The sequence below is a fragment of the Paraburkholderia sp. MM5477-R1 genome (genome assembly GCF_050436385.1).
Taxonomy (GTDB): domain Bacteria; phylum Pseudomonadota; class Gammaproteobacteria; order Burkholderiales; family Burkholderiaceae; genus Paraburkholderia; species Paraburkholderia tuberum.
The window spans coordinates 1,292,850-1,319,353 of sequence record NZ_JBNDMC010000006.1; the positions used below are offsets into that span (position 1 = coordinate 1,292,850).

21 protein-coding genes and 1 pseudogene are annotated in these 26,504 nt (G+C 61.1%); 10 read left to right on the forward strand and 12 right to left on the reverse strand.

Going from position 1 to position 26,504, the window contains the following annotated elements:
• Position 1: 1 nt before the first annotated feature.
• The 9 genes and pseudogenes from OKW35_RS24335 to OKW35_RS24375 all read right to left on the reverse strand — a co-directional run.
• A pseudogene (locus OKW35_RS24335) lies at positions 2-623 on the reverse strand (IS6 family transposase); the annotation flags it as partial.
• Between the two features lie 305 nt (positions 624-928).
• Entirely contained in the window at positions 929-1,711 is a 783-nt protein-coding gene (locus tag OKW35_RS24340) for an ABC transporter ATP-binding protein (protein ID WP_429553329.1), read from the reverse strand.
• Positions 1,708-2,586, reverse strand: coding sequence for an ABC transporter ATP-binding protein (locus tag OKW35_RS24345; RefSeq protein WP_429364051.1), 879 nt, complete (start codon positions 2,584-2,586; stop codon positions 1,708-1,710). The genes OKW35_RS24340 and OKW35_RS24345 overlap by 4 nt, the downstream gene beginning before the upstream one ends.
• Before the next feature lies 1 nt (position 2,587).
• Entirely contained in the window at positions 2,588-3,502 is a 915-nt protein-coding gene (gene nikC / locus OKW35_RS24350) for a nickel transporter permease (protein WP_429364049.1), read from the reverse strand.
• Between the two features lie 64 nt (positions 3,503-3,566).
• Entirely contained in the window at positions 3,567-4,637 is a 1,071-nt protein-coding gene (locus OKW35_RS24355; protein WP_090806734.1) for an ABC transporter permease, read from the reverse strand.
• 55 nt (positions 4,638-4,692) lie between these two features.
• Positions 4,693-6,300 (reverse strand): ABC transporter substrate-binding protein, encoded by a 1,608-nt coding sequence (locus OKW35_RS24360; protein WP_429364047.1) that lies wholly within the window; start codon positions 6,298-6,300, stop codon positions 4,693-4,695.
• Positions 6,301-6,364: 64 nt separating this feature from the next.
• Positions 6,365-6,928 (reverse strand): D-alanyl-D-alanine dipeptidase, encoded by a 564-nt coding sequence (gene ddpX / locus OKW35_RS24365; protein WP_090806730.1) that lies wholly within the window; start codon positions 6,926-6,928, stop codon positions 6,365-6,367.
• 34 nt (positions 6,929-6,962) lie between these two features.
• Positions 6,963-7,841: a sap1 transcriptional regulator SapR gene (sapR, locus tag OKW35_RS24370; protein WP_429553330.1), complete on the reverse strand. Its 879-nt coding sequence runs from the start codon at positions 7,839-7,841 to the stop codon at positions 6,963-6,965.
• Between the two features lie 1,309 nt (positions 7,842-9,150).
• A complete protein-coding gene (locus tag OKW35_RS24375) occupies positions 9,151-9,954 on the reverse strand; it encodes a DUF72 domain-containing protein (protein WP_429553331.1) in 804 nt (267 codons plus the stop codon).
• 252 nt (positions 9,955-10,206) lie between these two features.
• Between OKW35_RS24375 and OKW35_RS24380 the strand changes: the two genes are divergently transcribed.
• The 8 genes from OKW35_RS24380 to OKW35_RS24415 all read left to right on the forward strand — a co-directional run bounded on the left by OKW35_RS24380 (position 10,207) and on the right by OKW35_RS24415 (position 21,130).
• Positions 10,207-11,919, forward strand: a complete 1,713-nt coding sequence (locus OKW35_RS24380; RefSeq protein ID WP_429553332.1) for a DUF6537 domain-containing protein — start codon at positions 10,207-10,209, stop codon at positions 11,917-11,919.
• Positions 11,920-11,996: 77 nt separating this feature from the next.
• A complete protein-coding gene (locus OKW35_RS24385) occupies positions 11,997-13,178 on the forward strand; it encodes an isovaleryl-CoA dehydrogenase (RefSeq protein WP_429553333.1) in 1,182 nt (393 codons plus the stop codon).
• A gap of 51 nt (positions 13,179-13,229) precedes the next feature.
• Positions 13,230-14,207: an IS5 family transposase gene (locus OKW35_RS24390; RefSeq protein ID WP_429553334.1), complete on the forward strand. Its 978-nt coding sequence runs from the start codon at positions 13,230-13,232 to the stop codon at positions 14,205-14,207.
• Between the two features lie 343 nt (positions 14,208-14,550).
• The gene (locus OKW35_RS24395) at positions 14,551-16,272 is read left to right on the forward strand and encodes a phage integrase family protein (RefSeq protein WP_429553335.1); all 1,722 of its coding nucleotides are present in this window, start codon (positions 14,551-14,553) and stop codon (positions 16,270-16,272) included.
• A 20-nt stretch (positions 16,273-16,292) separates the two neighbouring features.
• Entirely contained in the window at positions 16,293-18,971 is a 2,679-nt protein-coding gene (locus OKW35_RS24400) for a DEAD/DEAH box helicase (RefSeq protein ID WP_429553336.1), read from the forward strand.
• 54 nt (positions 18,972-19,025) lie between these two features.
• The gene (locus tag OKW35_RS24405; RefSeq protein WP_429553337.1) at positions 19,026-20,126 is read left to right on the forward strand and encodes a hypothetical protein; all 1,101 of its coding nucleotides are present in this window, start codon (positions 19,026-19,028) and stop codon (positions 20,124-20,126) included.
• Between the two features lie 10 nt (positions 20,127-20,136).
• A complete protein-coding gene (locus tag OKW35_RS24410) occupies positions 20,137-20,562 on the forward strand; it encodes a hypothetical protein (protein ID WP_429553338.1) in 426 nt (141 codons plus the stop codon).
• A gap of 445 nt (positions 20,563-21,007) precedes the next feature.
• A complete protein-coding gene (locus tag OKW35_RS24415) occupies positions 21,008-21,130 on the forward strand; it encodes a hypothetical protein (protein WP_341809960.1) in 123 nt (40 codons plus the stop codon).
• Positions 21,131-21,292: 162 nt separating this feature from the next.
• On the opposite strand, the gene OKW35_RS24420 is transcribed toward OKW35_RS24415, so the two are convergent.
• From OKW35_RS24420 to OKW35_RS24430, 3 genes are all read right to left on the reverse strand, one after another.
• Positions 21,293-21,772, reverse strand: coding sequence for an FAD-dependent oxidoreductase (locus tag OKW35_RS24420; protein ID WP_429553339.1), 480 nt, complete (start codon positions 21,770-21,772; stop codon positions 21,293-21,295).
• 92 nt (positions 21,773-21,864) lie between these two features.
• A complete protein-coding gene (locus OKW35_RS24425; RefSeq protein WP_090806707.1) occupies positions 21,865-22,845 on the reverse strand; it encodes a quinone oxidoreductase family protein in 981 nt (326 codons plus the stop codon).
• A 217-nt stretch (positions 22,846-23,062) separates the two neighbouring features.
• The gene (locus OKW35_RS24430) at positions 23,063-24,127 is read right to left on the reverse strand and encodes a 3-keto-5-aminohexanoate cleavage protein (protein ID WP_090806705.1); all 1,065 of its coding nucleotides are present in this window, start codon (positions 24,125-24,127) and stop codon (positions 23,063-23,065) included.
• A 156-nt stretch (positions 24,128-24,283) separates the two neighbouring features.
• Here OKW35_RS24430 and OKW35_RS24435 point away from each other — a divergent pair, with 156 nt between their 5' ends.
• Positions 24,284-24,541, forward strand: a complete 258-nt coding sequence (locus OKW35_RS24435) for a hypothetical protein (RefSeq protein ID WP_429553340.1) — start codon at positions 24,284-24,286, stop codon at positions 24,539-24,541.
• 824 nt (positions 24,542-25,365) lie between these two features.
• Complete coding sequence (locus OKW35_RS24440; protein ID WP_429553341.1) at positions 25,366-26,487, forward strand: porin; 1,122 nt, start codon at positions 25,366-25,368, stop codon at positions 26,485-26,487.
• The last annotated feature ends 17 nt before the right edge of the window (positions 26,488-26,504 follow it).

Sequence of the window (26,504 nt, forward strand, 5' to 3'; positions counted from 1 at the left end):
GCAGGACGAGGCGGGCGCAGCGAAAATCCTTGAAGCCCATCGTGGGCTTGATGATACGTTTGATGGCGCGATGGTCCTGCTCGACAATGTTGTTGAGATACTTGTTCTGCCGGATTTTGATGGGCGTTTGCCGGTCGGCGTTGATGGCTTGCAGGGCGGGCAGATTGGCACCGCTCTTATCCGCGGTGATGGTCTGCGGCTCCCCGTTCCGCTCGATGGCCTTCTCGAAATAGCGATGGGCGGCAGCCTTGTCGCAATGGGCTCGAAGTAGGAAATCGACGGTATTGCCGGCCTTGTCCACCGCGCGGTACAGATACTTCCACTGGCCGCTCACTTTGATATAGGACTCATCCATCCTCCAGCTCTTGCCGACCGGTCGCTTATGTTGGCGAAACGCTTTTTCGAATAACGGCACGAGCTTGATGACAGCGGTGTATCGTCGAATGGTCCACCTCGACACCGCGTTCTGCCATCATTTCCTCAAGGTTTCGCAGGCTCAGCGAGTATGCCACGTACCACCGCACGCACAACAGCATCACATCCAGTGGATAGTGCAGTCGCTTCAGCACCTTGGCGATGCCAGGGAGCGACGTCTTGCGCGGCGTCTTCGTCGTCTTGGCCATCGTGGTCGTCAGCAATTTCCGTCCGCCAAATTTTACCTCAACGCCTTGTTGCGACAGAACCAGACCGGGCCCATGCGAGCATGAGGACGCTGTCAGGCGACCCGCGTCCGACACGCCTGACACTTTCCTCAACCGGACAAGATCCTCTGGAAGCTCACATGCTGAGCTTAATGGTCGCCTCATTTGAGATTGCTTCTGGACTGTTTCGTTCAGACGAGTGGAAATGCCGGACGCGCCTGCCTTGAACCAATCACAAGGCAGGACGACGGGCAGGATCGGTGACAACTCCTCGCCGCTACTGGCTTTTATAACAGCGTGTCCGCTCCAGTTACCCGGGCCGACTTGCGCCGGTAGCCCGTGGTCGCGAGCAGCAGGCTGCGCGTGTACTCGTGCTCGACCTGCTGCGCTCGAATGGAAGCGATATCGCGCTGCTCGACAATCTCGCCATTACGCATGACCGCGACGCGCAAGCAGAGAAAGCCGACCACCGCCAGGTTGTGGCTCACGAGCATCATTGTGAGATTGCGTTCGCGATGAAGCCGTCGCAGCAGGTTGAGGATTTCGGCCTGCACGGACACATCGAGCGCGGACGTCGGCTCATCGAGCAGCAGCACGCGCGGTTCGACAATCAGCGCCCGTGCAATCGCGACGCGCTGCCGCTGCCCCCCCGACAACTGATGCGGATAGCGGAAACGATACGCCGGACCCAACCCGACTTCGCGCAGCGCATCGACAATGCGTTCTTCCTGCCGGCCGATGCCGTTGATGGTCAGGGGCTCGCGCAAGGTCTGATCGACTGTGAAACGCGGATGCAGTGAGCCGTACGGATCCTGAAAAACCATCTGTACGTCGCGTCGAAAGGAGCGGTCGATCTTCTCTCCGTGCACGTGCGAGCCGATCTTCATATGGCCGCCAGCGACGGGCGCGAGGCCCGTCAACGCGCGCAGGATCGTCGACTTGCCGGAACCCGATTCGCCGACCAGCCCGAACACTTCTCCTTCGTCGACATGAAAGCTGGCCTGGCGCACTGCGTCGAAGTCACCGGTTTTGGTCCTGAAGCGGACCGTCAGGGCGTTAACATCAATCATGCTGATTCTCCTGCCGATTGCGTGAGCCATGCTGCGTCCCGCTTCAGCACGGGCAGTTCATCGGGCGGATTGATGAGCGGTGGATTCGCCGCGAGCAGGGCGCGCGTATAGGGATGCTGGGCGTGGACGAGATCGCGCGCCGCGCAGGTTTCCACCACACGTCCCGCAAACATCACGACGACGCGGTCGCAGAACGACATTACAAGGGGCAGGTCGTGGCTGATCAAGATCAGGCCTGTGTCGTGCTTTTCGATCATCGCGTCGAGAATCCCGAGCACCTGCATCGAGACGAGCACGTCGAGCGCGCTGGTCGGCTCGTCGGCGATGAGCAGACGCGGTCCGGACGACACCATCATGGCGATCATCACGCGCTGCCCCATGCCACCCGACAACTCATGCGGGTAGGCATCGGCGACACGCTCCGGATTGCGGATATGCACCGCTGCCAGCGCCTCGATGATCTTCTCGCGCATCTCGCGACGGCTGAACTTCGAACCGTGCAGTTCGAACGCTTCGCGCATCTGTTGCGCGATGGTCATCACCGGGTTGAGCGAGTATTTCGGATCTTGCAGGATCATGCCCATCTGCTGGCCGCACAGTTGCCGGCGCTTTCGCACCGACATTGCCAGCAGATCCTGACCGTCGAACTTCATCGCCTTCGCATGGCATTGCGCCGCAGGCGGCAGCAGGCCGAGTAGCGCACGCCCGGTGAGCGATTTGCCAGAACCGGATTCGCCGACGATGCCAAGCCGCTCGCCGCGCTGCAGCGTCAGCGAAAGGCCACGCACGGCTTCGGTCAATTCGCCGCCATGACCGCGAAAGCCAATTCGCAGGTCGTCGATTTCACACAAGGGTTGGGTCGTAACGGCTGGCATGTCAGCCTCCATGGCGCGGATCGAAGACGTCTCGCAGACCGTCGCCGAGCAGGTTGAAGGCGAGGCTCACCAGCAGAATGGCAAAGCCCGGAATGGTGGCCACCCACCACGAATCGAGCAGCACGTTGCGGCCCGACGCGACCATGAAACCCCACTCGGGGCTCGGCGGTTGCGCGCCGAGGCCAAGGAACCCAAGACCCGCGACAGTGAGTATGATGCCGGCCATATCGAGCGTCGCGCGCACGATCACCGACGACGAGCAGAGCGGCATGATATAGCGCAGGAGGATGCGCATCCGCGACGCGCCCTGCAAGCGCGCGACGTGAATGAAATCGGCTTGCACGAGCCGCAGCGTTTCCGCCCGCGCGAGGCGTGCATAGGCCGGCCAGGCCGTAATCGAAATGGCGATCACCGCGTTGATGACACCGGATCCCAGCGCGGCCGCGAAAGCGAGCGCGAGCACGATCTTCGGAAACGCGAGCGCCACGTCGGTGATCCGCATCAGCACGTTGTCCACCCAGCCGCCAAAGAAGCCAGCAGTGGTGCCGATCAAAAGGCCCACCGGAACCACGATCACCACGACGAGAATCGCAATCGAAAGCGTGAGCCGTGAGCCGTAGACAAGACGCGAGAGGATGTCCCGGCCAAGCTGGTCGGTGCCGAACCAGTGCGATGGCGAACCCGGCGGCAGCAGGCGGTCGGAGAGGACTTGCTGCAGCGGATCGTGCGGTGCGATCAGCGGCCCGATTGCCGCGATGATGATCAGCAAGGCCAGAATCACCAAGCCGAAGACCGACAGCGGGTTGCCCGCGAAGCGTCGCCAGCGCCGGTAAGCGAGGCCGAGTGCGGCCTGCTTGCGTGACGCGGGCGTGTCACTCAGCAGCCAGTCTTTCCATCGTCGGGGCACGGCATTCATCGGCCAGTCCTGCATTTGCATAGATTGATCGGTTGGGGGAAGCACGAGGGAAATCTCCGGAACATCAGCGGGCGCGCGGATCGAACACGCGATAAAGCGCATCGGTCAACAGGTTGAGCGCGATGAACGTGACGCCGATCACGAGCGTGCTGCCAAGCACGGCGTTCATATCGGCGTTCAGCAGGGCGCCCGTCAGATACGAACCGATACCGGGCCAGGCGAAGACGATTTCGGTCAGCACCGAGCCTTCGAGCAGATAGCTGTACGTGAGTGCGATCACGGTCAGGAGCGGCACGGCGATATTGCCGAAGGCGTGACGCCAGATCACCCGGCGCTCGGGCAAGCCTTTCGCACGTGCCGTGGTGATGTACTCCTGACTGAGTTGCTCGAGCATGAACGAACGCGTCATGCGGCTCAGATAGGCGACCGAGTAGTAGCCGAGAATGGCAGCAGGCAGGGCGATATGCGAGAACGCATTGAAGAACACGTCCCATTCGCCCGCCATGAGAGAATCGATGAGCAGGCTGCCTGTGTGCGTATCGACCATCCCGTCGAATACCGGATCGACGCGTCCCGGACCCGCTACCCAGTGCAGCTTCGCGTAGAACAGCAGCAGGCCCATCAGCCCGAGCCAGAACACCGGTACCGAACTGCCGACGAGGCCGACAAAGCGCGCGACGTGATCGATCCAGCGGTTGTGGCGCACGGCGGCAATCACCCCGAGCGGCACACCGATCAGTACGCCAATGATGGTCGACAGGGTCGCGAGTTCGAGCGTCGCGGGAAACACACGCTGGATGTCTTCGATAACAGGATGCGCGGTCAGTAGCGACATGCCGAAGTTGCCATGCAGCACATCGCGCACATAGATCAGGAACTGCACGGCGAGCGGCTTGTCCAGCCCGAGCTGGAGACGCGCCGCCGCGTAGGCCGTCGCCGACGCGCGATCGCCGAGAATCGCCAGCACCGGATCAATCGGAATTTTACGGCCAATCACGAACGTGACCGCCAGCAACCCGGTGAAGGTGATCACGAGCGTGATGATCCAGCGCACGAGGCGCAAGGTCCAGCGCACGCTGGCGCTTTCAGCTGAAAGCGCGCGCATGCGCTCGAAAGTCGTGAAGGGAGTCGACATGATGAGTTCCTCGGTCGAAGGCGAAGCCTGGACAGTATCGCCTTCGCCGCAAACGTTACTGCTTCTTCAGATCACGATACGACACGAGGTCGTTGATCGGACCCACCTCGAGTCCCGTCACGCCCGGTCGCGCGGCCACTTGCGAGACCTGCTGGAACATGATCACGAAGGGTGAGTTCGCGAGCATCTGCTTCTGCATCGTCTGGTACAACTCGGCGCGCTTCGCTGTCGACGATTCGGCGAGCGCGGCGTTGGTCTCCTTCGTCAGGCCAGGAATGTCCCACGAGTTGCGCCAGGCGAGCATCTTGTAGGCCGACTTGTCGGAATTGTCCGGATTCCAGGTGAAGCCCTGGGCGTTGCTGTGCGGGTCGATGTAGTCAGCGGACCATTCACCGATATAGATGTCGTGCGAGCGCGAGCGGTACTTTGCAAGCGTCTGCTTGTTGTCCCCGGGGATGATCTGAACCTTGATGCCGCCTTGCGCAAGATTGGCCTGCACGGCTTCGGCGATTTCGCTGTACGGGTAGCCGTTACGCACGTCCATCGTCACGGAAAAGCCATTCGGAAGCCCGGCTTTTGCCAGCAGCGCCTTGGCCTTCGTGACGTTCTGCTGGTAAGGGTTCGTGTTCAGCGCGCCGAGAAAGCCTTCCGGAAGGAACGTTTCGTGCACTTTGTAGGTGGTTTTAGCGACGTTGCTCTGGATACCGTTATAGTCGATCAGCCACTTCATCGCTTCCTGGACTGCCGGTTTTGCCAGGTTCGGATTCTTGACGTTCAGGCCGAGGTACAGAAGCGTCGCTTGCGGCACCGCGGTGACATGCGCCTTGCCGGACTTGGTCAGTGCGACGAGATCGTCCGGACTCAGGTTGCGCGCCACATCGACGTCGCCGTTCTCGATCAGCAGGCGTTGGCTCGATGCTTCCGGCACGTGACGCAACACGATACGCTTCATCGCGAGCGGTAAGCGATAACCGTCGAAGCGCTGCAGTACGATGCTGTCGTTGGCGGTCCATTTGACGAGCTTGTAGGCGCCGGAGCCGGCCTCGTTGGTGCGCAGCCAGTCGTTGCCGAAATCATTGCCTTTCTGGTGCGTGAGCAGCAACTGCTTGTCCACCACCGATGCAGGCCACGCGCCGAGTACGTTCAGGACAAACGTCGGCGCGTATTTCTGGTCTGTCGTCACACTGACGGTTGTGTCGTCAACCTTCTTTACGTTGTTAAGCACATTGTCCCTGGTCAGGCCGATGCCTTGCAGCACGGCCGCCGCGCCTTTGTCGAGCAGGACGGTGCGCTGGATCGACCACGCGACGTCGTCGGCGGTCAACGGATTGCCCGAGTGGAACTTTAGACCCGAACGGATCTTGAACGTGAAGGTCAGGCCGTCGGGGCTCACGGTCCATGATTGTGCGACATCGCCGTTGAACTTCGACGGGTCTTTCAGATCGACCCGCACCAGCCGGTCATACGTATTCGCCACATATTCTTCCGGCACCAGCTCGTAGACTTCGCCTGGATCGAGCGTGGTGAATTCGTCGAGGAGCGTGGCCATGACGAACATGTCTTTCGGCGTCGCCGCCGCAGCGGGGCTGGCCGCTGTGAACGACAAGGTCAAGGCGGAGGCGATCGCTGCCGCCGTCAGTGCATTGCGCGATACCAGTTTCATTGCCGCTCCATAAGGAATGGGGTAGAGCCTGTCAGGGAACAACGGATGGAGAGATCGAACGCCACTACATGAGATGCAACGGACCGCTTTCGCTGTTGTCGATCAGCGGCAGCGCACGGGAGCCTGGCAGCTCGTAATGCCACCATTCGCTCTTGATGTGCGCAAAACCGGCGCCGTGCATGATGCCGAGCAGTAACAGGCGGTTGCGCTGCACGTGCTCGGGCAGGCCCGTATGGAAGTGTTCGGACTCGATCGTCATGGCGTCGAAGGCCGTGCCCATGTCGAGTTCATTGCCGCTGGCATCCAGCAGCGTCAGGTCGATCGCCGTGCCGCGGCTATGGTTCGAACCACGGCCAAGCTCGGCGATGTAGGTGGGATCGGGCAGGAAATCCCACAGCACCTGTTGCGCCTGGGGCGGACGGTAGGCGTCGAAAATCCGCACTGTCAGGCCGGCGCCGCGGGCAATTTCAACTCCCTTGCGCAAACCGGCTTCGGCGGGTTCGAGCAGCAGGCAGTGAGCCATCTTGTAGATGGGCTTGCCGGTCAGGTTGCGCTCGGTGGCATAGACGAGGTCGATGTCCACGCCATGCGTGGCGGCGGTAATTTCGATGAGTCGCGGTCTTGTCATGGAGGGCGCGGTACGATGCCGGATATGAGAGGGTTCAGAGATCGAACTGGTTAAATTCGCCTTGCAGCTCGCGATTGCGCGCAACGCGTTCGTCGATGGCGGCCCCCAGTTGCGCGACGATCGCGGTAATCAGCAGGTTGAACAGGCAGGTGAGCGGCGCCAGAGAGTCCCAGAACTGGCCGACGTCGGTTTTGACCTGCAACAGGTCGCAGGCGAATTCGCGAGCCCAGGGACAATAGATGTCGGTGACCAGCGTGAACGGCATGCCACGACGTGTCGCGGCTTCACAGTAGGGGCGCGCGATCATCGAGTAGGCGCGCGTATCGGTAATGACGAGGTACGGTGAGGCAAACTCCGAGTTCAGCGAATCGACATATGAGCCGGACATACCGTCGGAGTAGAACACGCGCGCACGGATGTATTCGAGGTAGCTGTAGAACGCGTTGCTGATGCCGCGCGTCGACTGGATGCCGAGGATATACACGGCATCCGCATTGGAGATGCGCTCCGCGATGCGGGCGAACATGGGCGATTGCGCCAACTGGTACACATGCCGGATCGCGTCGATTTCGAGTTCTAGCGAGCGGGTCAGGGCGCCGTTCTCGCCGTTATGCGCGGTGTTGCCGGACTGTCCGGACACACGCCGGTATTCGTCGAGCCGGTCGGTAATCATCCACGGGCGCGCTTGTGCGCCGCGCAGCTCGCGCTTGAGGTCGTCGAGGTTGCGATAGCCGACGCTGCGCAGAAAACGCCCCACAGAAATTCCGCTCGTGGCCGTCTGCTGCGCAATTTGATCAGCGGTCTCGAGTCCGAGTCGTTCGAGATTCGCCAGCATGTAACTGGCGATGCGCTTGGCCGTGGGGGTAAGCTCGGTAAAGTGGGCTTCGACGGTTTGTGCGAAAGCGGTCGGCATGTCAGTGCATGTGGGTTTGGTTAATTGCCTGTCGTTTTCTCAATCAATGACATGCATCTAACAAAACCAATAAACTCAGCGCCAGCTTAAAAATTCAATTGGCTGCGACTGTCTCATAGCTTTTGTCAGACCTGGTCTCGCACTTGAAGGAAATTCACTTCGGTTCGCCGTTACGGTGGTGCGACAATTATGGAGGGCCTCATTGATTGATGGGGCACAGCTAGCACCCTGAATTTGGCGGATTGCGTCAACCCAAGCAAGGGACCATAGCATCCGATGTCTGGTAGCGGACCGCCAGGCGCTCGACCTCACGTACGCTTGCTCATTATGTCCGGGGCCATCGCGGAGCCGTCGCAATAAATCCGGTATCGAGGCAAACTGCACATTTCGCCGGAGTGTGCGGCGCGACGTCCGGTCACGCTGCTTCGCAAACTTCTTTCCTATTGGGCGCCACGGATGCCGGCGCCGAACTGATACTGTTGTTAGTCCGCGATCGGCCAGAAACGGCCCGTCACGATCTGTTCGCGAACGTCAACTAATGAGGAGCGAGCCGCCCTTCGACGCGGCGACGCCTCGATCGATAGCTGCGCCTGAAAGCGGTCAAGGCCGGGTCCTGCTCTTTTATCTGGTCGGGGCAAGCCGCGCAGCGGCGCGTCAGGCCGAAGGCGAAGCTCGCGGGGAGACGGTGGGCAACGAGGGAACCGCCGTCAGGCAGCTGTCCACAGCCTCGTGCTGTGGGCAGCGTCGTTGTCCACGGGCGGGCGCGGGATGATCGTCATAGCAAGACGTAGATGTCGAACAAAAAACTTGACAGACCCACTCAGGGCATGACTCTACCGTAAGTACGCGTTCGCCGATGTGAGAGTCGTCGCTCCGGAGCCGGCTCGGGCGAACGGCCGGTTAGCACCGTGCAGCCGCCCGGTGAGGGTCGGTAGCTGAGCGTCTGCAATGGCAGAGTAGCAGGCAGTGGTAATTGCGCGCACAACGACTGAAGTTCGGACAGGACGGACGCTCGTCGACCAGGATGGGTACGACGGGACACTGTTTTAGTCCGGCCATTCACCGAAGGCAACGGTGGAAGTTCGCTACCCACTTGGATGAATACATAAGTCCGAACCGAAAGCGTTGTTTGGGTTTACTCGAAGCAGCCATTGGAGGAAAAATTGGCTGCTGGACCGAAGTTGCTAATGCTGTGACGCGCCAGCTTGAGAGCGAAGCCTTTGCGGGCTTCGCACTTTTTCGTTGCGTGCGCCTCGGGTTCTGCTCGCAATACGATCAACGCGTACGCATATCGCTCAACTTTAGCCTGTCACAGGCGCTCGATGATGGCTTTTGCCGCGTCCGGATTGCGTTCCTTGAAGCCGCTGATCACGTAAAGGTAAACATCGCGCGCGCTTTTTGCGGCTGCCTTGGCCTCGACGGGTTCGATATCTTCAGGAATGGTGCCTGCGGCAAGCTGGCGTGCGCGCTCGGCCCACGCATCGAGCGCCTTCTTCGAATAACCTTGGGCCTGCTTTTCGGACGTCCCCATGATGCGCGCATACACAAAGGGTGCGGTGAGACTGGCGATCTGAGGATAATGGCTATCGCCTGCGAGTACGATCGCCACGCCATATTTGCGCGCCAGCGCGACAAAGACTTCGTTGCGGAAACTCTCGTGTCGAACTTCGACGGCATGCCTTAGCGTGAGTCCGTCGAGCTTCCTGGGCAGCAACGCGAGAAACGCTTCGAAGTCGTCTGCGTCGAATTGCTTGGTTGTGGCGAACTGCCAGTTGATCGGACCGAGTTTTTGTTTCAGATGCACGAGGCCACTGCCGAAGAAGCGTTGGATATTGTCGCCGGCCTCGGCCAGCACACGCCGGTTGGTCGCGTAGCGCGGCGCCTTGAGCGCAAATACAAAATCGTCAGGCGTTTCGTCGCGCCACTTCATATAGCTCTCGGGTTTCTGCAAGCCATAGAAGGTCCCATTAATTTCGATGGTCGTCAGCTGGCGGCTCGCGTATTCGAGCTCGCGCTTTTGCGTCAGATCCGGCGGATAAAACACTCCGCGCCATGGGCCATAGGTCCAGCCTCCAACGCCAACCCGGATTCGCGGTTTCGTGCGTGTCGCCATATGCGGTTTTCCTCGTAGCTCCGGGTTGCCTCGGGGCGCTCAGGTGTCGATTCCAACTCACTAGCTGTACCGTGCGTCCATGCAGGCATGACCTGCGGGTCGTTATTACAACTGTCTCGCCAATGGTAGTGGACAACACCCACGCCTGTCTGCTAGTAGCAGCCTAAGCAGGTTCACCTGGTCAGTGACGAGCCGCAGCAGTTCAACGGCGCAACACTGCCGCCGGGCACACGGTTGCTGCATCGCGACCAGATGGACGCATTGCAGAAGGAACTGCGGGACGTCGAGGGCGTGACCGCAATTGTCTATGCGCAGACTTGCGCGGCGGAAAAGCGGCGCCGCAGAAAGCAGAAAAAGCTGGTTGATCCTGCGCGCCGCGTGGTCATCAACGAAGAAGTTTGCGAAGGCTGTGGCGATTGCGGCGTGCAGTCGAATTGCGTCTCCGTGATGCCGTTAGAAACCGATCTCGGCCAAAAGCGGACTATCGATCAAAGCTCCTGCAACAAGGATTTCTCCTGCGTGAAGGGATTTTGCCCAAGCTTCGTTACCGTCGAGGGCGGTCAGTTGCGTAAAGCCGCAAAGGCGCGTGTTGTGGTTCCAACGGGGTTGCCCGCGCCGAAAATCGCGGGGCTGTCACGTCCCTACAACGTCGTAGTCACGGGCGTTGGAGGAACTGGTGTGGTCACGGTCGGTGCTCTGATGGGGATGGCTGCACATATCGAAGGCAAAGGAGTTCTGGTTCTCGACATGGCAGGCATGGCGCAAAAGGGTGGCGCAGTCATGTCGCATATCCGCATCGCTCAGACCCCGGACGCATTGCACGCGGCGCGAGTGGCGTCGGGCAAAGCTGACCTTCTGCTCGGCTGCGACATGATGGTTGCTGCGAGCAAAGACGCGATGACGTTAAGTAGCCCGCTGCGCACGCTTGCGGTCGTCAACCTCGACGTTGCTCCGACCGGGACTTTTGCGCGGGACCCCGACTGGCAGGCAGCGCCTGCAGGACTGCTGAGCCAGGTCAAGGCGAATACGCAAGTGACCGAGGCGCTGGAGGCGTCGCGGATCGCTACAGCGCTGATGGGCGATGCTGTAGCGACGAACGTTTTTCTGTTGGGATACGCGTGGCAGAAGGGTTTGATTCCTCTCGAGGAGCGCTCCCTGCTACAGGCGATCGAACTGAATGGCGCGGCAGTGGAGATGAACAAGTCGGCCTTTGCATGGGGGCGACAGGCCGCGCTGGACCTTTCCATCGCTCGCGCGGCAGCAGGTCTGGAAAAAGTAAGCATCATCGCGATGCCTCAGCGCAAAGCGTCTCTTCAACAGATTGTCGCAGATCGCGTGGGTAGATTGACGGCGTATCAGAATGCGGCCTACGCGAAGCGGTACGAGGATTTCGTCCAACAAATCGCGTCGCTTGAATCGAGCCGTGTGGGTGGTGACCGATTTACTCGCGAGGTGGCGATCAGTCTGTACAAGCTGATGTCCTACAAGGACGAGTATGAGGTCGCTCGCCTTTTTACGGAGACAAGCTTCCTCACACGGCTCCGTGGACAATTCGAAGGGGATTTCAAGCTTCGCTTCCATCTTGCGCCGCCCCTGCTGGCGAAGAAGGACGAGAAAGGCCACCTCATCAAGAAGCAGTACGGCGGCTGGGTCGTCCCTGCGTTTCGCCTGCTCGCGAGAGCGAAATTTCTGCGCGGCACCGTGCTTGATCCGTTCGGCTACACGGCGGAACGGCGGGACGAGCGTGCTGCGATCGGAGACTACCAGAAGCTCGTGAAACGTCTTGTCGAAAGTCTTGACGAAGCGCATATGACGACACGGATTGAGCTTGCGAAGTTGCCGCAGACGGTTCGTGGATTCGGACATATCAGGGAGCGCAATGCGGCCGCCGCTGCGAAGACCGCCGCGGCGTTGTTGGCAAACGGTGAGGCCGCGAGACAGGCAACACCAAAAGTAGCGGCGTAACACCGAACCTTGCGGTCGCATGGCATAGCCGCCCGGCGACAAACTGAAATCAACGTTTCCTATACAGGAGACATGCAATGGTACAAATTCCTGGACTCAAATTCCCGCTCGGCGAAGAGATCGAAATGCTGCGCGAAAGCATTGGATCGTTCGCCGCCAAGGAAATCGCGCCGCGCGCGGGGGAAATCGATCGCACCGATCAGTTTCCGATGGACCTGTGGCGCAAGTTCGGCGATCTCGGCGTGCTCGGCATGACGGTCTCCGAAGAGTACGGCGGCGCGAACATGGGCTACACCGCGCACATGGTCGCGATGGAGGAAATCTCGCGCGCCTCGGCCTCGGTCGGCCTCTCGTATGGCGCGCATTCGAACCTGCGCGTGAACCAGATTCATCGCAACGGCAGCGAGGCGCAAAAGCGCAAGTATCTGCCGAAGCTCGTGTCGGGCGAGCACGTCGGCGCGCTCGCGATGAGCGAGCCGAACGCGGGCTCGGACGTCGTCAGCATGAAGCTGCGCGCGGACAAGAAGGGCGACCGCTACGTGCTCAACGGCACCAAGATGTGGATCACCAACGGCCCCGATTGCGACACGCTGGTCGTCTACGCGAAGATCGATCCCGAAGCGAATGCGCGCGGTATCACCGCGTTCATCGTCGAGAAGGGCATGAAGGGCTTCTCGGTCGCGCAGAAACTCGACAAGCTCGGCATGCGCGGTTCACACACCGGCGAACTGGTGTTCCAGGACGTCGAGGTGCCGGAGGAAAACATCCTCGGCGAGTTTAACGGCGGCGTGAAGGTGCTGATGAGCGGTCTCGACTACGAGCGCGCGGTGCTCGCGGGCGGCCCGACCGGCATCATGGTCGCGGTGATGGACGCGGTCGTGCCGTATATCCACGACCGCAAGCAGTTCGGCCAGTCGATCGGCGAATTCCAACTGATCCAGGGCAAGGTCGCCGATCTGTACACGACGCTGCAGGCATGCCGCGCGTATCTGTATGCGGTGGGCCGCCAACTCGACACGCTCGGCAACGACCATGTGCGCCAGGTCCGCAAGGACTGCGCGGGCGTGATTCTGTACACGGCCGAAAAGGCGACCTGGATGGCTGGCGAGGCGATCCAGATTCTCGGCGGCAACGGCTATATCAACGAGTATCCGGTCGGTCGTCTGTGGCGCGACGCGAAGCTCTATGAAATTGGCGCGGGCACGAGCGAGATTCGCCGCATGTTGATTGGCCGCGAACTGTTCGCGGAAACGATTTAAGGCTACGCTGAAAAAGGTCAACGCCGTTGGGCGGTAAGACGTTAAATGCGGATGAAACAACAGACCCTTGCGATGGCGGCCGATCAAGGCGCCGGATTCGAACAGTATCGACGACCAACCAAACGTGATGTGTTCCTTGAGACGATGGAGCAGATCGTACCGTGGACGCAATTGTGCGAGGTTGTCGAGCCGCACTATCCGAAGGGGCAAGGCGGGCGCCCGCCAGTTGGCCTGGAGCGCATGCTGCGCATGCACTTTGTGCAGCACTGGTTCAACCTGGCGGATGAAGCCTGCGAGGAAGCGCTGCTGGACAGCACCGCATTGCGGCGATTCGTTGGGATTGACCTGGGGCGCGAGCGCGTTCCCGATGGCACGACGCTGTTGAAGTTTCGCCGGCTGCTGGAGCGCAACAAGCTCGGCGAGCAATTGTTCGCCAAGGTCGGCGAGGTACTGCAAGGGCACGGCCTGAAGGTTGGCACCGGCACCATCGTGGATGCCACCATCATCGGTGCGCCCAGTTCCACGAAGAACGCGGACAAGGCGCGAGACCCCGAAATGCATCAGACGAGGAAGGGCCAGCAGTGGTACTTCGGCATGAAGCTGCACATCGGCGTGGATAGTCAGACGGGGCTGGCACACAGCGCGGTAGTGACGGCTGCGAACGTGCATGACAAGCATCCGCTGCCGGCGCTGCTGCATGGCGCCGAGCGGCGTGTGTATGGTGACAGCGCGTATGCGAGCCAGAAGGAACTCATCGCCAGCAAGGCACCGCAAGCGAAGGACTTTACCAACCAGCGTGTGCGCAGGCGAAGTGGTGAGGTCGATGACACCACACGCTCGAAGAACCGCAACAAGTCGAAGATACGTGCGCGGGTCGAGCACGTCTTTGCGGTGGTCAAGCGGCTGTGGGGTTTCGTCAAGGTGCGCTATCGCGGTCTGGCGAAGAACGCCACGCGCGCCTTCACCGCACTGGCGTTGAGCAACATCTACATGAGCCGCGAGCGGCTCATGGCACAGGTGCGTCCATGATGGGCCAAAGTGGGTCGAGAGACCCGCTTGCAAGGCCCTTCAGGGCAAGAAAATCGAACCAATCGCGTCGCTGATCTCGCATTCCGACATTCAGCAGCAAACCGTCGCCGAAAACGGTGGCTTCTTCAGCGTAGCCTTAAGCGCGCGCGGGAAAAAGGAGACTAAAACGATGCCCTTCATCGAATCAAAGCTGAACCCCCGCTCGGACGACTTCCGCGCGAACGCGGCGGCGCTCGAAGCGCTCGTCACAGTCTTTTGCGCTCGAGAAAAATTTTACAAATTCGAAGCAGTGAGATAATTTATATTATCGCGTCACTCACTTCTTTTATGAAAAGTTGGCACCATGGAAACGCGTCAGACCCAGGAGCCCGCCGGGCAGGGTTTCCCCGATGCCGACTCGCTTGCCGCCCTGCGCGGCTGGTATGCGGGCCTGTCCTCGCGCGCAGCCGTGGCCCGCTACCTGGGCGGGCGCAGGGCGGCAGGCGTTTCCTCGCGGGGTCTCATCGGAGACATCCGCAGGCAACTGATCGCCTTTGCGCATAGCCGGCATCGGCCCGATCTGGCGGCCGTCTTCGAACATACACCCACGCAGCGGCACGCACGGGCGGGCACGGTCGAGCGCACGATCAGGACGCTTGGATCGTTGCCCGTACCACGACCGCAGGTGACCGACGACGTCGCGCTGTGGTTCGCGCCGCGCACAGTGCGGGCGCTGCATGCGCACGCCATTCGTACGCTCACGGATCTGACGGTACGCATTCCGCGCCGGCGCCAGTGGTGGACCCGGATCAAGGGGCTCGGGGCGACCGGCGCGCACGCCATCGAAGCGTTCTTCGCCGCGCACCCTGCCTTGACCGAGCGTGCCCGTGCCTTGATCACGCTCACGCAGCCGGCCGGTATCGTGCCGTGGGAGCAGCTACGGCTGCCGCATGAAGTCGACGGTTCGCAGGGTACGTTGCGCGCCCCGCGCGAGACCTGCACGCTCAATGCCACGAACGACTACGAGGCCGTGCAGGCGTGGCTCGCGCTGCACGAAACAGTCACGACGCAGCGCGCCTACCGCAAGGAAGCCGAGCGGCTGATCCTCTGGGCCATCGTCGAGCGAGGCCGCGCGTTCTCGTCGCTGACGACCGACGACGCGATTGCATACCGGACGTTTGTACGCCGTCCCTCGCCCCGTGAACGCTGGGTCGGTCCCCCGCGACCGCGTGATTCTGTCGAATGGCGCCCCTTCACAGGCGGCCTGTCGGCGCGCTCGACTGCCTACGCATTGACGGTCCTCTCGGCGCTGTATCGATGGCTCATCGAGCAGCGCTACGTGCTGGCCAACCCCTTTGCCGGCGTCAAGGTTCGCGGCGCGGCGCTGCGCCCCGAACTCGACACGACGCGCGGCTTCACCGAGGGCGAGTGGCTGCTGCTGCGGGCCTTTGCGGACGGTCTCGAGTGGTCGTACGGCTGGTCCGGACCGGCCGCACAGCGGCTGCGCTTCCTGCTCGACTTCGGCTACGCGACGGGCCTGCGCGCGAGCGAACTCGTGGGCGCCGTGCTGCGCGACATCCGTGCTGACGGGCACGGCGAGTCGTGGCTTCACCTCATTGGCAAAGGCAGCAAACCCGGCAGGGTGGCGTTACCCCCGCTGGCAACCGATGCGCTTGATCAATATCTGCTTGAACGACGGCTGCCGGTCTCACGGGAGCGCTGGAGCCCGGCGACGCCAATCCTCGCCAGCCTCGGCGAGAATGAGGGCGCGGGTATTACGGGCGCGCACCTGTGGCGCGTCATGCGCCGGTTCTTCGTGGAAGCCGCTGGCGTGCTGGAGGGTGATCATCCGCTGCTGGCGGAAAAACTGTGCCGCGCGAGCCCGCACTGGATGCGGCACTCCCACGCCAATCATGCACTCGCGCGCGGCGCGGAACTGACGAGCGTACGCGACAACCTGCGCCACTCGTCCATCTCAACGACCTCGATGTACCTGCGCGGAGACGACCTCAAGCGCGCCCGGCAGTTCGCTGAGGCCTTTGGACGTCGCATCAGGAAACAGCGTACACCGTCTGACTTGCAGTGAAATCAGCGCCTTCGACCATCATGCCTTCGATCAATACGGATCATCTTGCGCCCAACATCACGCCGACGGGTCATCTTCTTGCGGTGCCGAAAACCGATGCTCCCCCTGTGCCGGAAGACATCGCGCTCGACCGCGCTTTTCAGGCCGGCGCAGGCCACGGTCTGCTCTATCTCGGCAGCACGGTAATCGGACGGGCACTGCCCCCCGCCTGGGGCTGGTGGCGCGACTTCGCCATGCGTTACGTCACCGCGTTGTGCACGACGGCCACAGACGGGGACATCGCAGTCGCCGAACCGGACGCCCGGGACATCGGGAGGCTGATCGACGATGCCCCACCCATGACGGGCGTCGAATATCTCACGCCGCAAGTGCTCGCGACACTGTGGGGCGAGATCGGCAGCGCCCTGCGCCAGGAGCTGGCCAGCACGGGCGGCTCGCTTCAGGCATTTCTCAGGTCGCGTCACCCCACCTGGAATCTGGTGGGCCGGGTCCACTTCAATCTTGCCGAGAACCGGAAAGACCCTGAGGCCCCCTTCGCTTTTCTGGCCACTTATACGGCGCGCGTCTCTGCGCATGGCAAGACCCAGCATCAGCCCCTGTCGCGCTCGCTCGAGGAATTTTCCGGCACGCGCAACAAGGCGCAGCTTCTTTCGCTGCTGCTCCCCGTTCAGCGGGCGGCCGAGTGTTGCGACTGGGTGCACTCCATGCTTGAGTCGCGCGAGATCTACCATCCGCTGCGCTGGACGCCCACCGAGGCCTGGCACCTGCTCCAGGATCTGCCGGCACTCGAGGCCGCCGGCATCATCGTCCGGCTGCCCGGTACGTGGACGACGGGTCGTCCCGCGCGGCCGAGCGTCACGGCCAGTGTGGGCACGAAACCGCCGTCGCTCGTCGGCAAGGATGCCTTGCTCGATTTCAACCTGGCAGTCTCGCTCGAGGGCGAACCATTAAGCCCCGCCGAAGTCCGAAAGCTGCTCAAGGGCGCCGACGGCCTGCAGTGGATCCGCGGGCGCTGGATCGAGGTGGATACCCGGAAGCTCGGCCGTCTTCTGCAACGCTTCGAAGATCTCGGGCAGGCCGCGCAATCGGGGCTCCCACTCAACGACGCGCTACGCCTGCTGGCAGGCGTGCCGGGCAATGATGCCGAAGTGCCTGAAGAACACAACTGGGCGCAGGTCGTGGCCGGTCCGTGGCTGGCCGATACCCTTCAGAACCTGCGTCAACCGCAAGGCCTGGCGCGCGTCGAGCCGGGCCCCGGGTTGCATGCGCAGCTTCGACCGTACCAGCACGCGGGCGTGCAGTGGCTCTACCTGCTCAGCCGGCTCGAACTGGGCGCGTGTCTGGCCGACGACATGGGGCTCGGCAAAACGATCCAGATCCTCGCGCTGCTCCTCATCCTGAAGCGCGAACAGCGTGATCCACGTCCCAGCCTCCTCGTTGCGCCGGCCTCCTTGCTGGCCAACTGGGCCTCGGAAGCCGAACGCTTTGCGCCCGGTCTGCGCGTCCTGGTTGCCCACCCCTCCGTCACGCCGGCCGAGACCCTGCGCCGCCTCGATGAGGTGCGGCTCGCCCAGACCGACCTCGTCATCACCAGTTTTGGCGCGCTGCTTCGCCAACCCGCGCTGGAGACGATCCGCTGGCGCCTGGCGATCGTCGACGAAGCGCAGGCAATCAAGAACCCCGGCGCCAGGCAGACCCGGCAGGTCAAGAAGCTTCAGGCGCAGTCGCGCATCGCCCTGACAGGTACCCCCGTGGAAAACGGCCTGGCGGACCTGTGGTCCATCTTCGATTTCACGCATCCAGGCCTGCTGGGCTCGGCGAAGGATTTCGCCGGATTCAGCAGGCGTCTCGCGAAAGCCGGGCACTTCGGTCCGCTTCGCTCGCTCGTGCGACCGTACATTCTGCGCCGCCTGAAGACGGACAGGAATGTCATTGCCGATCTCCCGGAAAAGACTCAGCTCAAGGCCTGGTGTCACCTGAGTCCCGTCCAGGCCGCACTGTACGAGCGCGCGGTTCAGGACCTGGCCGCCGCGCTCGACGGTGCAGAAGGCATCGAGCGCAAGGGCATCGTGCTGAGCTACCTGATGCGTTTGAAGCAGATATGCAACCATCCGTCCCAGTGGCTCGGCGACGCGGCATGGAAGCCTGAGGCCAGCGGCAAATTTGCGCGTCTGCGGGAACTGGTCGACGTGATTGCCGCGAAGCAGGAAAAGGTACTCGTATTCACGCAGTTTCGCGAAACCACCGAGCCCCTGGCGGCGTTTCTGGGATCACTGTTTGGCCGCGAGGGATTGATCCTGCATGGCGGCACCCCGGTCGGAAAGCGGCGCGAGCTGGTCAGGCTTTTTCAGGAGGACGAATTGACCCCCTTCTTCGTGCTGTCGCTCAAGGCAGGGGGATCGGGGTTGAATCTCACTGCTGCCTCCCACGTGATTCATTTCGATCGCTGGTGGAATCCGGCCGTGGAGAATCAGGCGACGGACCGGGCCTTTCGCATCGGCCAGCGCAGGAACGTGCTGGTGCACAAGTTCGTCTGCCGGGGCACAGTCGAGGATCGGATCGACCAGCTAATCGAAACGAAGCAGCAACTGGTGAAGGATGTGCTCGAAGGCGGAGCGGAGCTGCTGCTGACTGAAATGACCGATCGGGAGTTGCTCGATCTCGTCAGGCTCGATATACATCGTGCGCAGGGAACCTGACTACGCAAAGGGAATGTGATGGGTTACTACGGTGGATGGAAACCTTATGTCCCGGTGGCTGAACGCCGGAGAAAAGCCGAACAGCAGGTCGCGAAAGCAATCAAGACCGGCAGGATGCTGTCGCCGATCGCGCCGTATCGCGGCGCCATCGCGAAAACCTTCTGGGGCAAGGCGTGGTGCGATAATCTGGAGCGCTACAGCGACTACGGCAATCGCCTGCCGCGCGGGCGCGCCTACGTCCGTAACGGTTCGGTGATCGATCTGCAGATCACGGCGGGCAAAATACACGCACAGGTCATGGGATCGAGCCTCTACACGGTCAGGATCGACGTCAGTGCGTCTGCCAATCAACACTGGCGCACGTTGGTCGCCGACTGCGCGTCATCGATCGATTCCATGGTCGAGCTGCTGCAGGGCAAGCTATCGGGCGCCGTGATGGAACGGATCTGCAAGCCGGGCACGGGACTCTTTCCGTCGCCGAAGGATATCCGGTTCGGTTGCAGCTGCCTGGACTGGGCGTCGATGTGCAAGCATGTGGCCGCGGTGCTGTATGGTATCGGCGCCCGGTTCGACCAGCAGCCCGAACTGCTCTTCACGCTGCGGGGTGTGGACGCCGCCGATCTCGTCAGCAGCACGGGTGCCGGATTGTCCGCAGCGGGACCCGCGCCAGCGTCGGGCAAGGTCCTCGACGACGCGGCCCTGGGCGACGTATTCGGTATCGAGATCGACACCGGCAGCGAGCCGCTCGCCACACCGCCTGCTGCACGCAAACGGACAGGCAGGCAGTCCGCTGCGCAAACGGGCCGGGTTCCCACGCCTTCGATCCCAGCGAAACCGGCAGCGAGTGCGAAATCGACCTCGAAAGGCAAAACGGCGGCACCCAAAACGGTGGTCAAATCCGTCGTTGCCGCAAAACCTGCTGGCAAGGCGCGTGCGGACGCACCAGGGGCGACCCGTTCAGCGAGCGCGAAATCGACCTCGAAAGGCAAAACGGCGGCGCCTGAAGCGGTGGTCAAACCCGTCGTTGCCGCAAAACCTGCTGGCAAGCTGCGCGCGGGCGCTCCAAAGGCGCCCCGTTCAACCGCCACGCAAAAACCACCCACACGTTCGCCGGCGACACCACGATCCCCACAGAAAGCAAAAACATCCCGATGAGGTCAACGTCATGGTCGCCGTCAAATTCGATGATCTTTCCTCGGCCTTCGACTTCGTCAGCTACGCAGCGCCGATGGAACACCAGGCGTATATCTCGCTCGATACGGGAAAAATCTACTGGATTTCCGATGCCATCGACACGATCGAGGAGGCGATTCCCGAGGATCTGGAAGACCCGGATCGCTACCTCGCGATACCGCACAAGAACGAACTTGATCTCGGAAGCAGTCTCGCCCTGCGCTTTGCCGCACAGCAGCTGCCTGCGCGTTATGACCAGATTGAAGGGTTTTTCCAGCGGCGAGGGGCATACGCGCGCTTCAAGGATTTACTCGAGCGCGAAGGTGTTCTGGAACGCTGGTATGCGTTTGAAGCCGACTCTGTCGAAAAGGCACTAAGGCAATGGGGCGCTGAAAACGGGCTCGAGATTCTGGATTGAGAGGCGACGCGTCGGGTGAGACAGGCCAAAGTCTCTCGCTACACAGCGTACCATCTTTACGTCAATCAGCCGCAAACCCCTGCTACACAAGGCTCTTCAGCCCGGAATTCGTCACAGAACTGAAAAAGCACCAACTTTTGTAGTAGTTCGTATCAACTTTAGTTCGTTTGACAACTACGACGGGGCCTGCCTCAACGCGGGTAGTGACGCGACCCTGGTCTCGAATCCCGATGGTGGCGTTGTTCAGCTCAGGCGGCGCGCTGATGCTGAGAAAAAGCGGCTCGTGGAGCTGCGCAAGAGCGGGCTGCAGAAGATACCCGCCGGCCGCGTACAGAGTATGCAATCGCTTCCCGATGCGATGCTCGGAATAACGGAGCCCGATGCGTTGTACGCGTTCGTGAATGACGTGTTACCTCTTCTGCGCGACTAGGGCTGGCGCGTCACCATGACAGCTGAGTTCCGCTTCAACGTGATCGAGATCCATGCCATCGACGGGACGGCGCACCATGCCGGCGACGGCTGGTTCGATCTGGAAATGGGCATCGCGGTGGCCGGGGTTACCACCTGACTGAAGCTGCCATTAACTTTCAGTCGACCCTTGCAGTGTTCAATGCACTGCGATCGGTCAAATTTTTCCTTTTGGACTCGTTGAATTAGCATCGTTTTGACGAAAAATTCACGAATTACAGCCAACCCTCTTGTGAAGCCGAGAATCTCGTCTGAGTCACGGTCAACTATGATCTATCCGTTTCGCCGTTGGTACGGGCGCAGCTGCCATCGGCAGGCTTGCGACCCGGACCGGAATGCCGCGTGTTGTCGCTTCTATCTCAGTGATGCCGATTCTTCCCAGCTCCGGCTCGACAAAGAGCGCGTACGGGATAACCCTGTCTGTCTTTGTCCGTAAGCCTCCGTCCAGAACCGATTTCAGTAAGCGATAGTCGTCAAAGGAAGCGTGTGTGAACATGGGCGTGCCGGGAACTTCACCGATTGCCCACGTGTTCTGTGCAGTCGTTGCGAGTCGCTCGTCTGTGACGATGAAGCCGCTCAAATCAACTTCAACTCCTGCCGCGTCAAGACCAATATCTCGGGCGTTGGGGATACGCCCTGCCGCGACGAGAATATGCGTGCCCCGTACGGCGCTGCCGTCTGCGAGGGTGATTGTTACTTCCTGCCCAGAATGTCCTTCGACCCGTGCAGCCCTAACGTTCATACGTATAACCGTCCGGCAGCAGGTCATTAACGACCTGACCCGACATGCCGAATCACTGGGCTACGTTCCGCAGCTCAAACAGCCTGACATATTCAAATCACGAAAATGGAGGACCCCGTAGTTTTTCGAGCCTCCAGGTCCTGATGTGCCTGCACCGCGTCCTCCAGGGCATACCGCTGATTGATCCCGATGCGGATGCGGCCTGCCGCCACATGGCCGAATAGCTCATCGACCAGTTCTGCCTTCTCGGCCGGATCGGCGATGTAGTCGGCGAGACCCGGGCGGGTCACGTACAGCGAGCCCTTGCGGGCCAGAATTGCCGGATCGAACGGCGGGATTTTGCCGGAAGCGGTGCCGACGCAGACCAGCAGGCCGCGGCGCTTGAGAGAGTCTAGCGAGGACATGAAGGTGGTCTTGCCCACGCTGTCGAAGACCACGGACACGCCCACTCCGTTGGTGAGTTCCCGCACGCGCTTGGCCACATCGTCATGACTATAGTTGATCGTGTGATCACAGCCGTGGGCGCGCGCCACCTCCGCCTTGGCGTCAGTCGAAACCGTACCGATCACCGTCAGGCCGAGCAGTTTGGCCCACTGCGAAACGATCAGGCCAACACCGCCTGCTGCGGCATGCAGCAGCACGGCGTCGCCAGCTTTGAAAGGGTAGATTCGGCGCACCAGGTAGGCGGCGGACAAGCCCCGCATGGTCATGGCCGCCGCAGCTTCGCAACTGATGGCCTCCGGCAGCTTGATCAGCGGCGCGGCAGAAATCAGCCGCTCCGTGCTGTAGGCGCCCAGCGTGTTGATGAAGCCCGTGTAGGTCACACGGTCGCCGACCGCCAGATGGGTCACGCCCGCACCGATGGCCTCGACCACGCCGGATGCCTCGTTGCCGAGGCCGCTGGGCAGCGGAACCTCGTAGATACCGCCGCGAAAGTAGGTGTCGGCAAAGTTAAGACCCACTGCCACGTGGCGGACGCGCACCTCTCCCGGTCCCGGCTCTCCAACTTCAGCGTCCTCAAAACGAAGGACCTCGGGACCGCCTGTTTCGTAGAATTTAACGACTTTTGCCATGTTGTCTCCTGTCGACCAGAGTTGGCGCTTTAGCGCCTTACTCTGGTCCCATGCAATATCTGCGGTCGACCAGAGTTGGCGCTTTAGCTGTCGACCAGAGTTCGCGCTTCAGCGCGCTACTCTGGTCCCATGCAAAGCCCTTACTCTGGTCCGATGCAAGCTGGTTGCGGATATGTATCGACTGCCGCAGTTCGCCTGCGGCTCGCTAGCGCTTACTTCACCCTTGGGTCGGCTTGCGCAGGAAGCCCTGGTTGCCACCGTTACGATTGGGCGCGAAGCCGTTGGCCTGAAGCGTCTCGTCAGCCGTGTCGTAGAAGACCCCAATCTTCATGATCTCTCGCGCCTGTTTCGCTGTCGCGATGGGACGGCCAAATTCGCCTGAAATGCGCACCAACTGCTTGATCTGCTCGACGGAGCTCATCTTGCCCGTGCGGGTCTGGTTCCAGAGCACATCCTCGATGCCGCACCGCACATGCAGACCCAAGGCGATGCCAATCATATTCACGGGCAGCACATTTAGCACCGAACTCTCCACCGTCACCACTGCGCCGTCGGGCGCAGCACGCAGGAAGTTGGCCAGGTTGTAGATGTTCGCCTGATCCATGCCGCCGCTGATAGCCACCCAGTTCATCACCAGTGGCCCCTTGTAGACACCGCGGCGAATCATCCGCTCAATCGTTTCAAAGCTGTTGATGTTGTAGCACTGAAACTCACTTTGGATTCCGGCGGCTGTCAGGCGTCGGATGTGCTCTTCGGCCCAGCTGGGATTCGAGGGGACAATCATGTCCTTGTAGGTTGCATAGAGGTGCGGGAATCCTCGCGAAACACCCTTGAAGTCATCCATACCGGCATGCTCTGTCACGTTCATCTGTGTCGTGTTGACGGTGACAGTCACCTGGTCGGGCTTCGGATCGAGTTCGGCCAGCATATGCCGCGTGTCATCGCTTAGCCATTGGGCGGCTTGGCCCTCGGATTCAGGCGCGAAGCTGATGGAACCGCCCACCTGGATGACCATTTCCGGCACGCGGGCGCGCACCCCGGCGATCAGTTCATTGAACATGGACAGGCGCTTGCTGCCCTTGCCATCGGCTTCGCGCACATGCAGATGCAGCACGGTGGCACCAGCTTCGTAGCAATCCACCGCCTTCTGGATCTGCTCCTCCATGGTGACAGGGATATCTTCCGGGAAGTCTGAGGGAATCCAGCCCGGCGCATAGGGAGCGGCTGTAATGATCAGGGGCTGCTGGTTCTCGGGATACAGGTGGCCGTCAAGGAAGTTCATGGTGATGGATCTCCAAATTGAAATTGTGAATAGTGAGAATGTCGAACTGGATGAGAAAGCTTTAGTACCCCATTCGCAGCACCATCGAGTGTCTGATGCGCCCAGTGAATCATCTGGCCGGGCGTCACTTCCTGCTTTACATTGCATGCCTTGCACTTGACTTTTCATGACAGTATTCCGCTGACGCAAGAGCGCCGGATCATCGACTGCCGCATCCACGATCCCGACAGCGACGGCAGGACGAAACGAGATCAAGTGCACATCATGCTGACCAATCTGGTTCATTGTCAGCACCTGACTTTCATCGGGGTCCTAATGAACCATTGGCATGCCGCGCGCGATTCTGTCGGAAGCAATGTGCTGCGCAATGAATCGTTCCTTCTTCAACGTGCTTCTCAGCGGCTTAGACAATGAGACGGATGCGTCGGCGTGACGTCATGGTGGGTCGGCATCACAATGCCGACCATGCACGCGTAGCAAAGCGCTTCATGAGTCATCGGAGTGAGATTCCCCCTCGGGACAAACCCTGAGGCAATCCGCGCCGCAATCCGTCGAGCGGCATGAGTTTTGTTCACCAATATCTTCGCAAATGGCTGCGTCGAGAGCATCGGAATCCCTCCGTTCATTGACTTCACATCGGCCGCGGCAGTGCAAGGCCACTGTGGTTCACAGTGTATCCCCATAAAATAATAATGTCGACAAAAATAGAGATGCGGAATCTGTCGCGGGTGTCGTGTTCGCTTGTCGCGAAGCCATATACCGTTCTGCCTGCCGGGTCGACTCAGTATAAGTATTAATGTCGACATCAACAATTTTAGAGGATGATCGGCATTGTCAGTGTTCGGTCGGCAAGCCGGGCCGTTGCAGGAAGGCCCCGGAATCGTCGAGGGATCGTCAAGTTGCGCATCCCGTCCAAATCAGTCGACGGGCATGAAAAGAGGGCGCCATGAAGCGGAAAATCGTCGATATCGAGGCGCCGTCGTCGTTATTGAGCGGCGGCGCGTATGCGGGGTCGTCGGTCACCCTGGTTGGGGCGATCGCCGCCGGCCTTCTGTATAGAAGTCGTCGGCGACATCGTTCAGTTCCACAGCTCCAATACCGGGAAGATCTTTCGCTACATGAACGCGCGCATGCACCGATTGCGCCGGCAGCGGGGATCGACGACCCCGCGCCATTCGGTAACAGGCAAGCATCCGCCCGGGCTCGCCCGGTCATCATAAAAGGCAGAGGCGACGTCAATGAAACTGAAGTGGAGCGGAGTAGCAATACTCGCGGTATTCGCCAGCGCAGCGCATGCGCAGTCGTCGGTCACGTTGTATGGCGCAATCGATTCGGGCGTTTTCTTTCAGAGCACGGCGGCGTCCTCGTTCGCGCCGAACGCCCACAACAACGGGCACGTGTACGGCATGAAGGACGGCAGCCTCTATGGGAGTTTCTGGGGCATCAAGGGGACCGAAGACATCGGCGGCGGCTACAAGGTCAACTTCAGGCTACAGGGGGTGTTCAACAGCAGCAACGGCAAGGTCGGGCTGCCCGACACGACGGGCACGACTGCGATATTCAACCAGCAGACGACGGTCGGCCTCTCCGGACCGTTCGGCACGTTCGACGCCGGACGGCAATACACGCCGATGATCTACGCGATGGCCGATACCGACGTCCGCGCGGCGCAGTACTTCGGCAGCATCCTGGGCGCATGGCTCGGGCTGAACCAGGCCGCCGGCTGGCCCGGGACGAACACGAATGTGCCGCTCGGCGCGTTGTATGACAGCAACGCGCTCGTCTACCAGACACCGAAGTTCTACGGCGCGTCAGCCGCGCTCGAGTACGCGCCGGGCGGCGTGGCGGGCCAGATTCAGGGCGGTACGCGCGAATCGGCGGTGCTCAGGTATTCGAACTACGGCCTCAATCTGTCCGCCGTCTACTACAACGCCCACGACACGAACCTCGCGGCGGCCGCGCCGACCGGGTACGACAATAACCGCCTCTATTATTTCGGCGCGAAGTACACGTTCCGCGGCGTATCGGTGTCGGCGTCGTACGGGATCGGCAAGAATCCGTCGAACACGCGCCTCGCGGACTACGAAATGATTTCGGGTGGTCTCGGCTATCAGTTCACCCCGTTCTTCAAGATCACGTCTGGCTTCTACTACCTGAAGGATCGCAACAACTCGGCGAACCATTCGAGCGAATACGCAGTGGGCGCGGAATACAGCCTGTCGAAGCGCACGATAGTCTCTGCGCAGGTCGGGTACGTTGCGAACCGCGGGAAGATGAACCAGACGATCATGTACGGCCAGATCGTCGCGCCGGGCGTATCGACCACGGCCGCGATGATCGGCCTGCGTCACAGCTTCTGATGCATTGAAATCGAAAC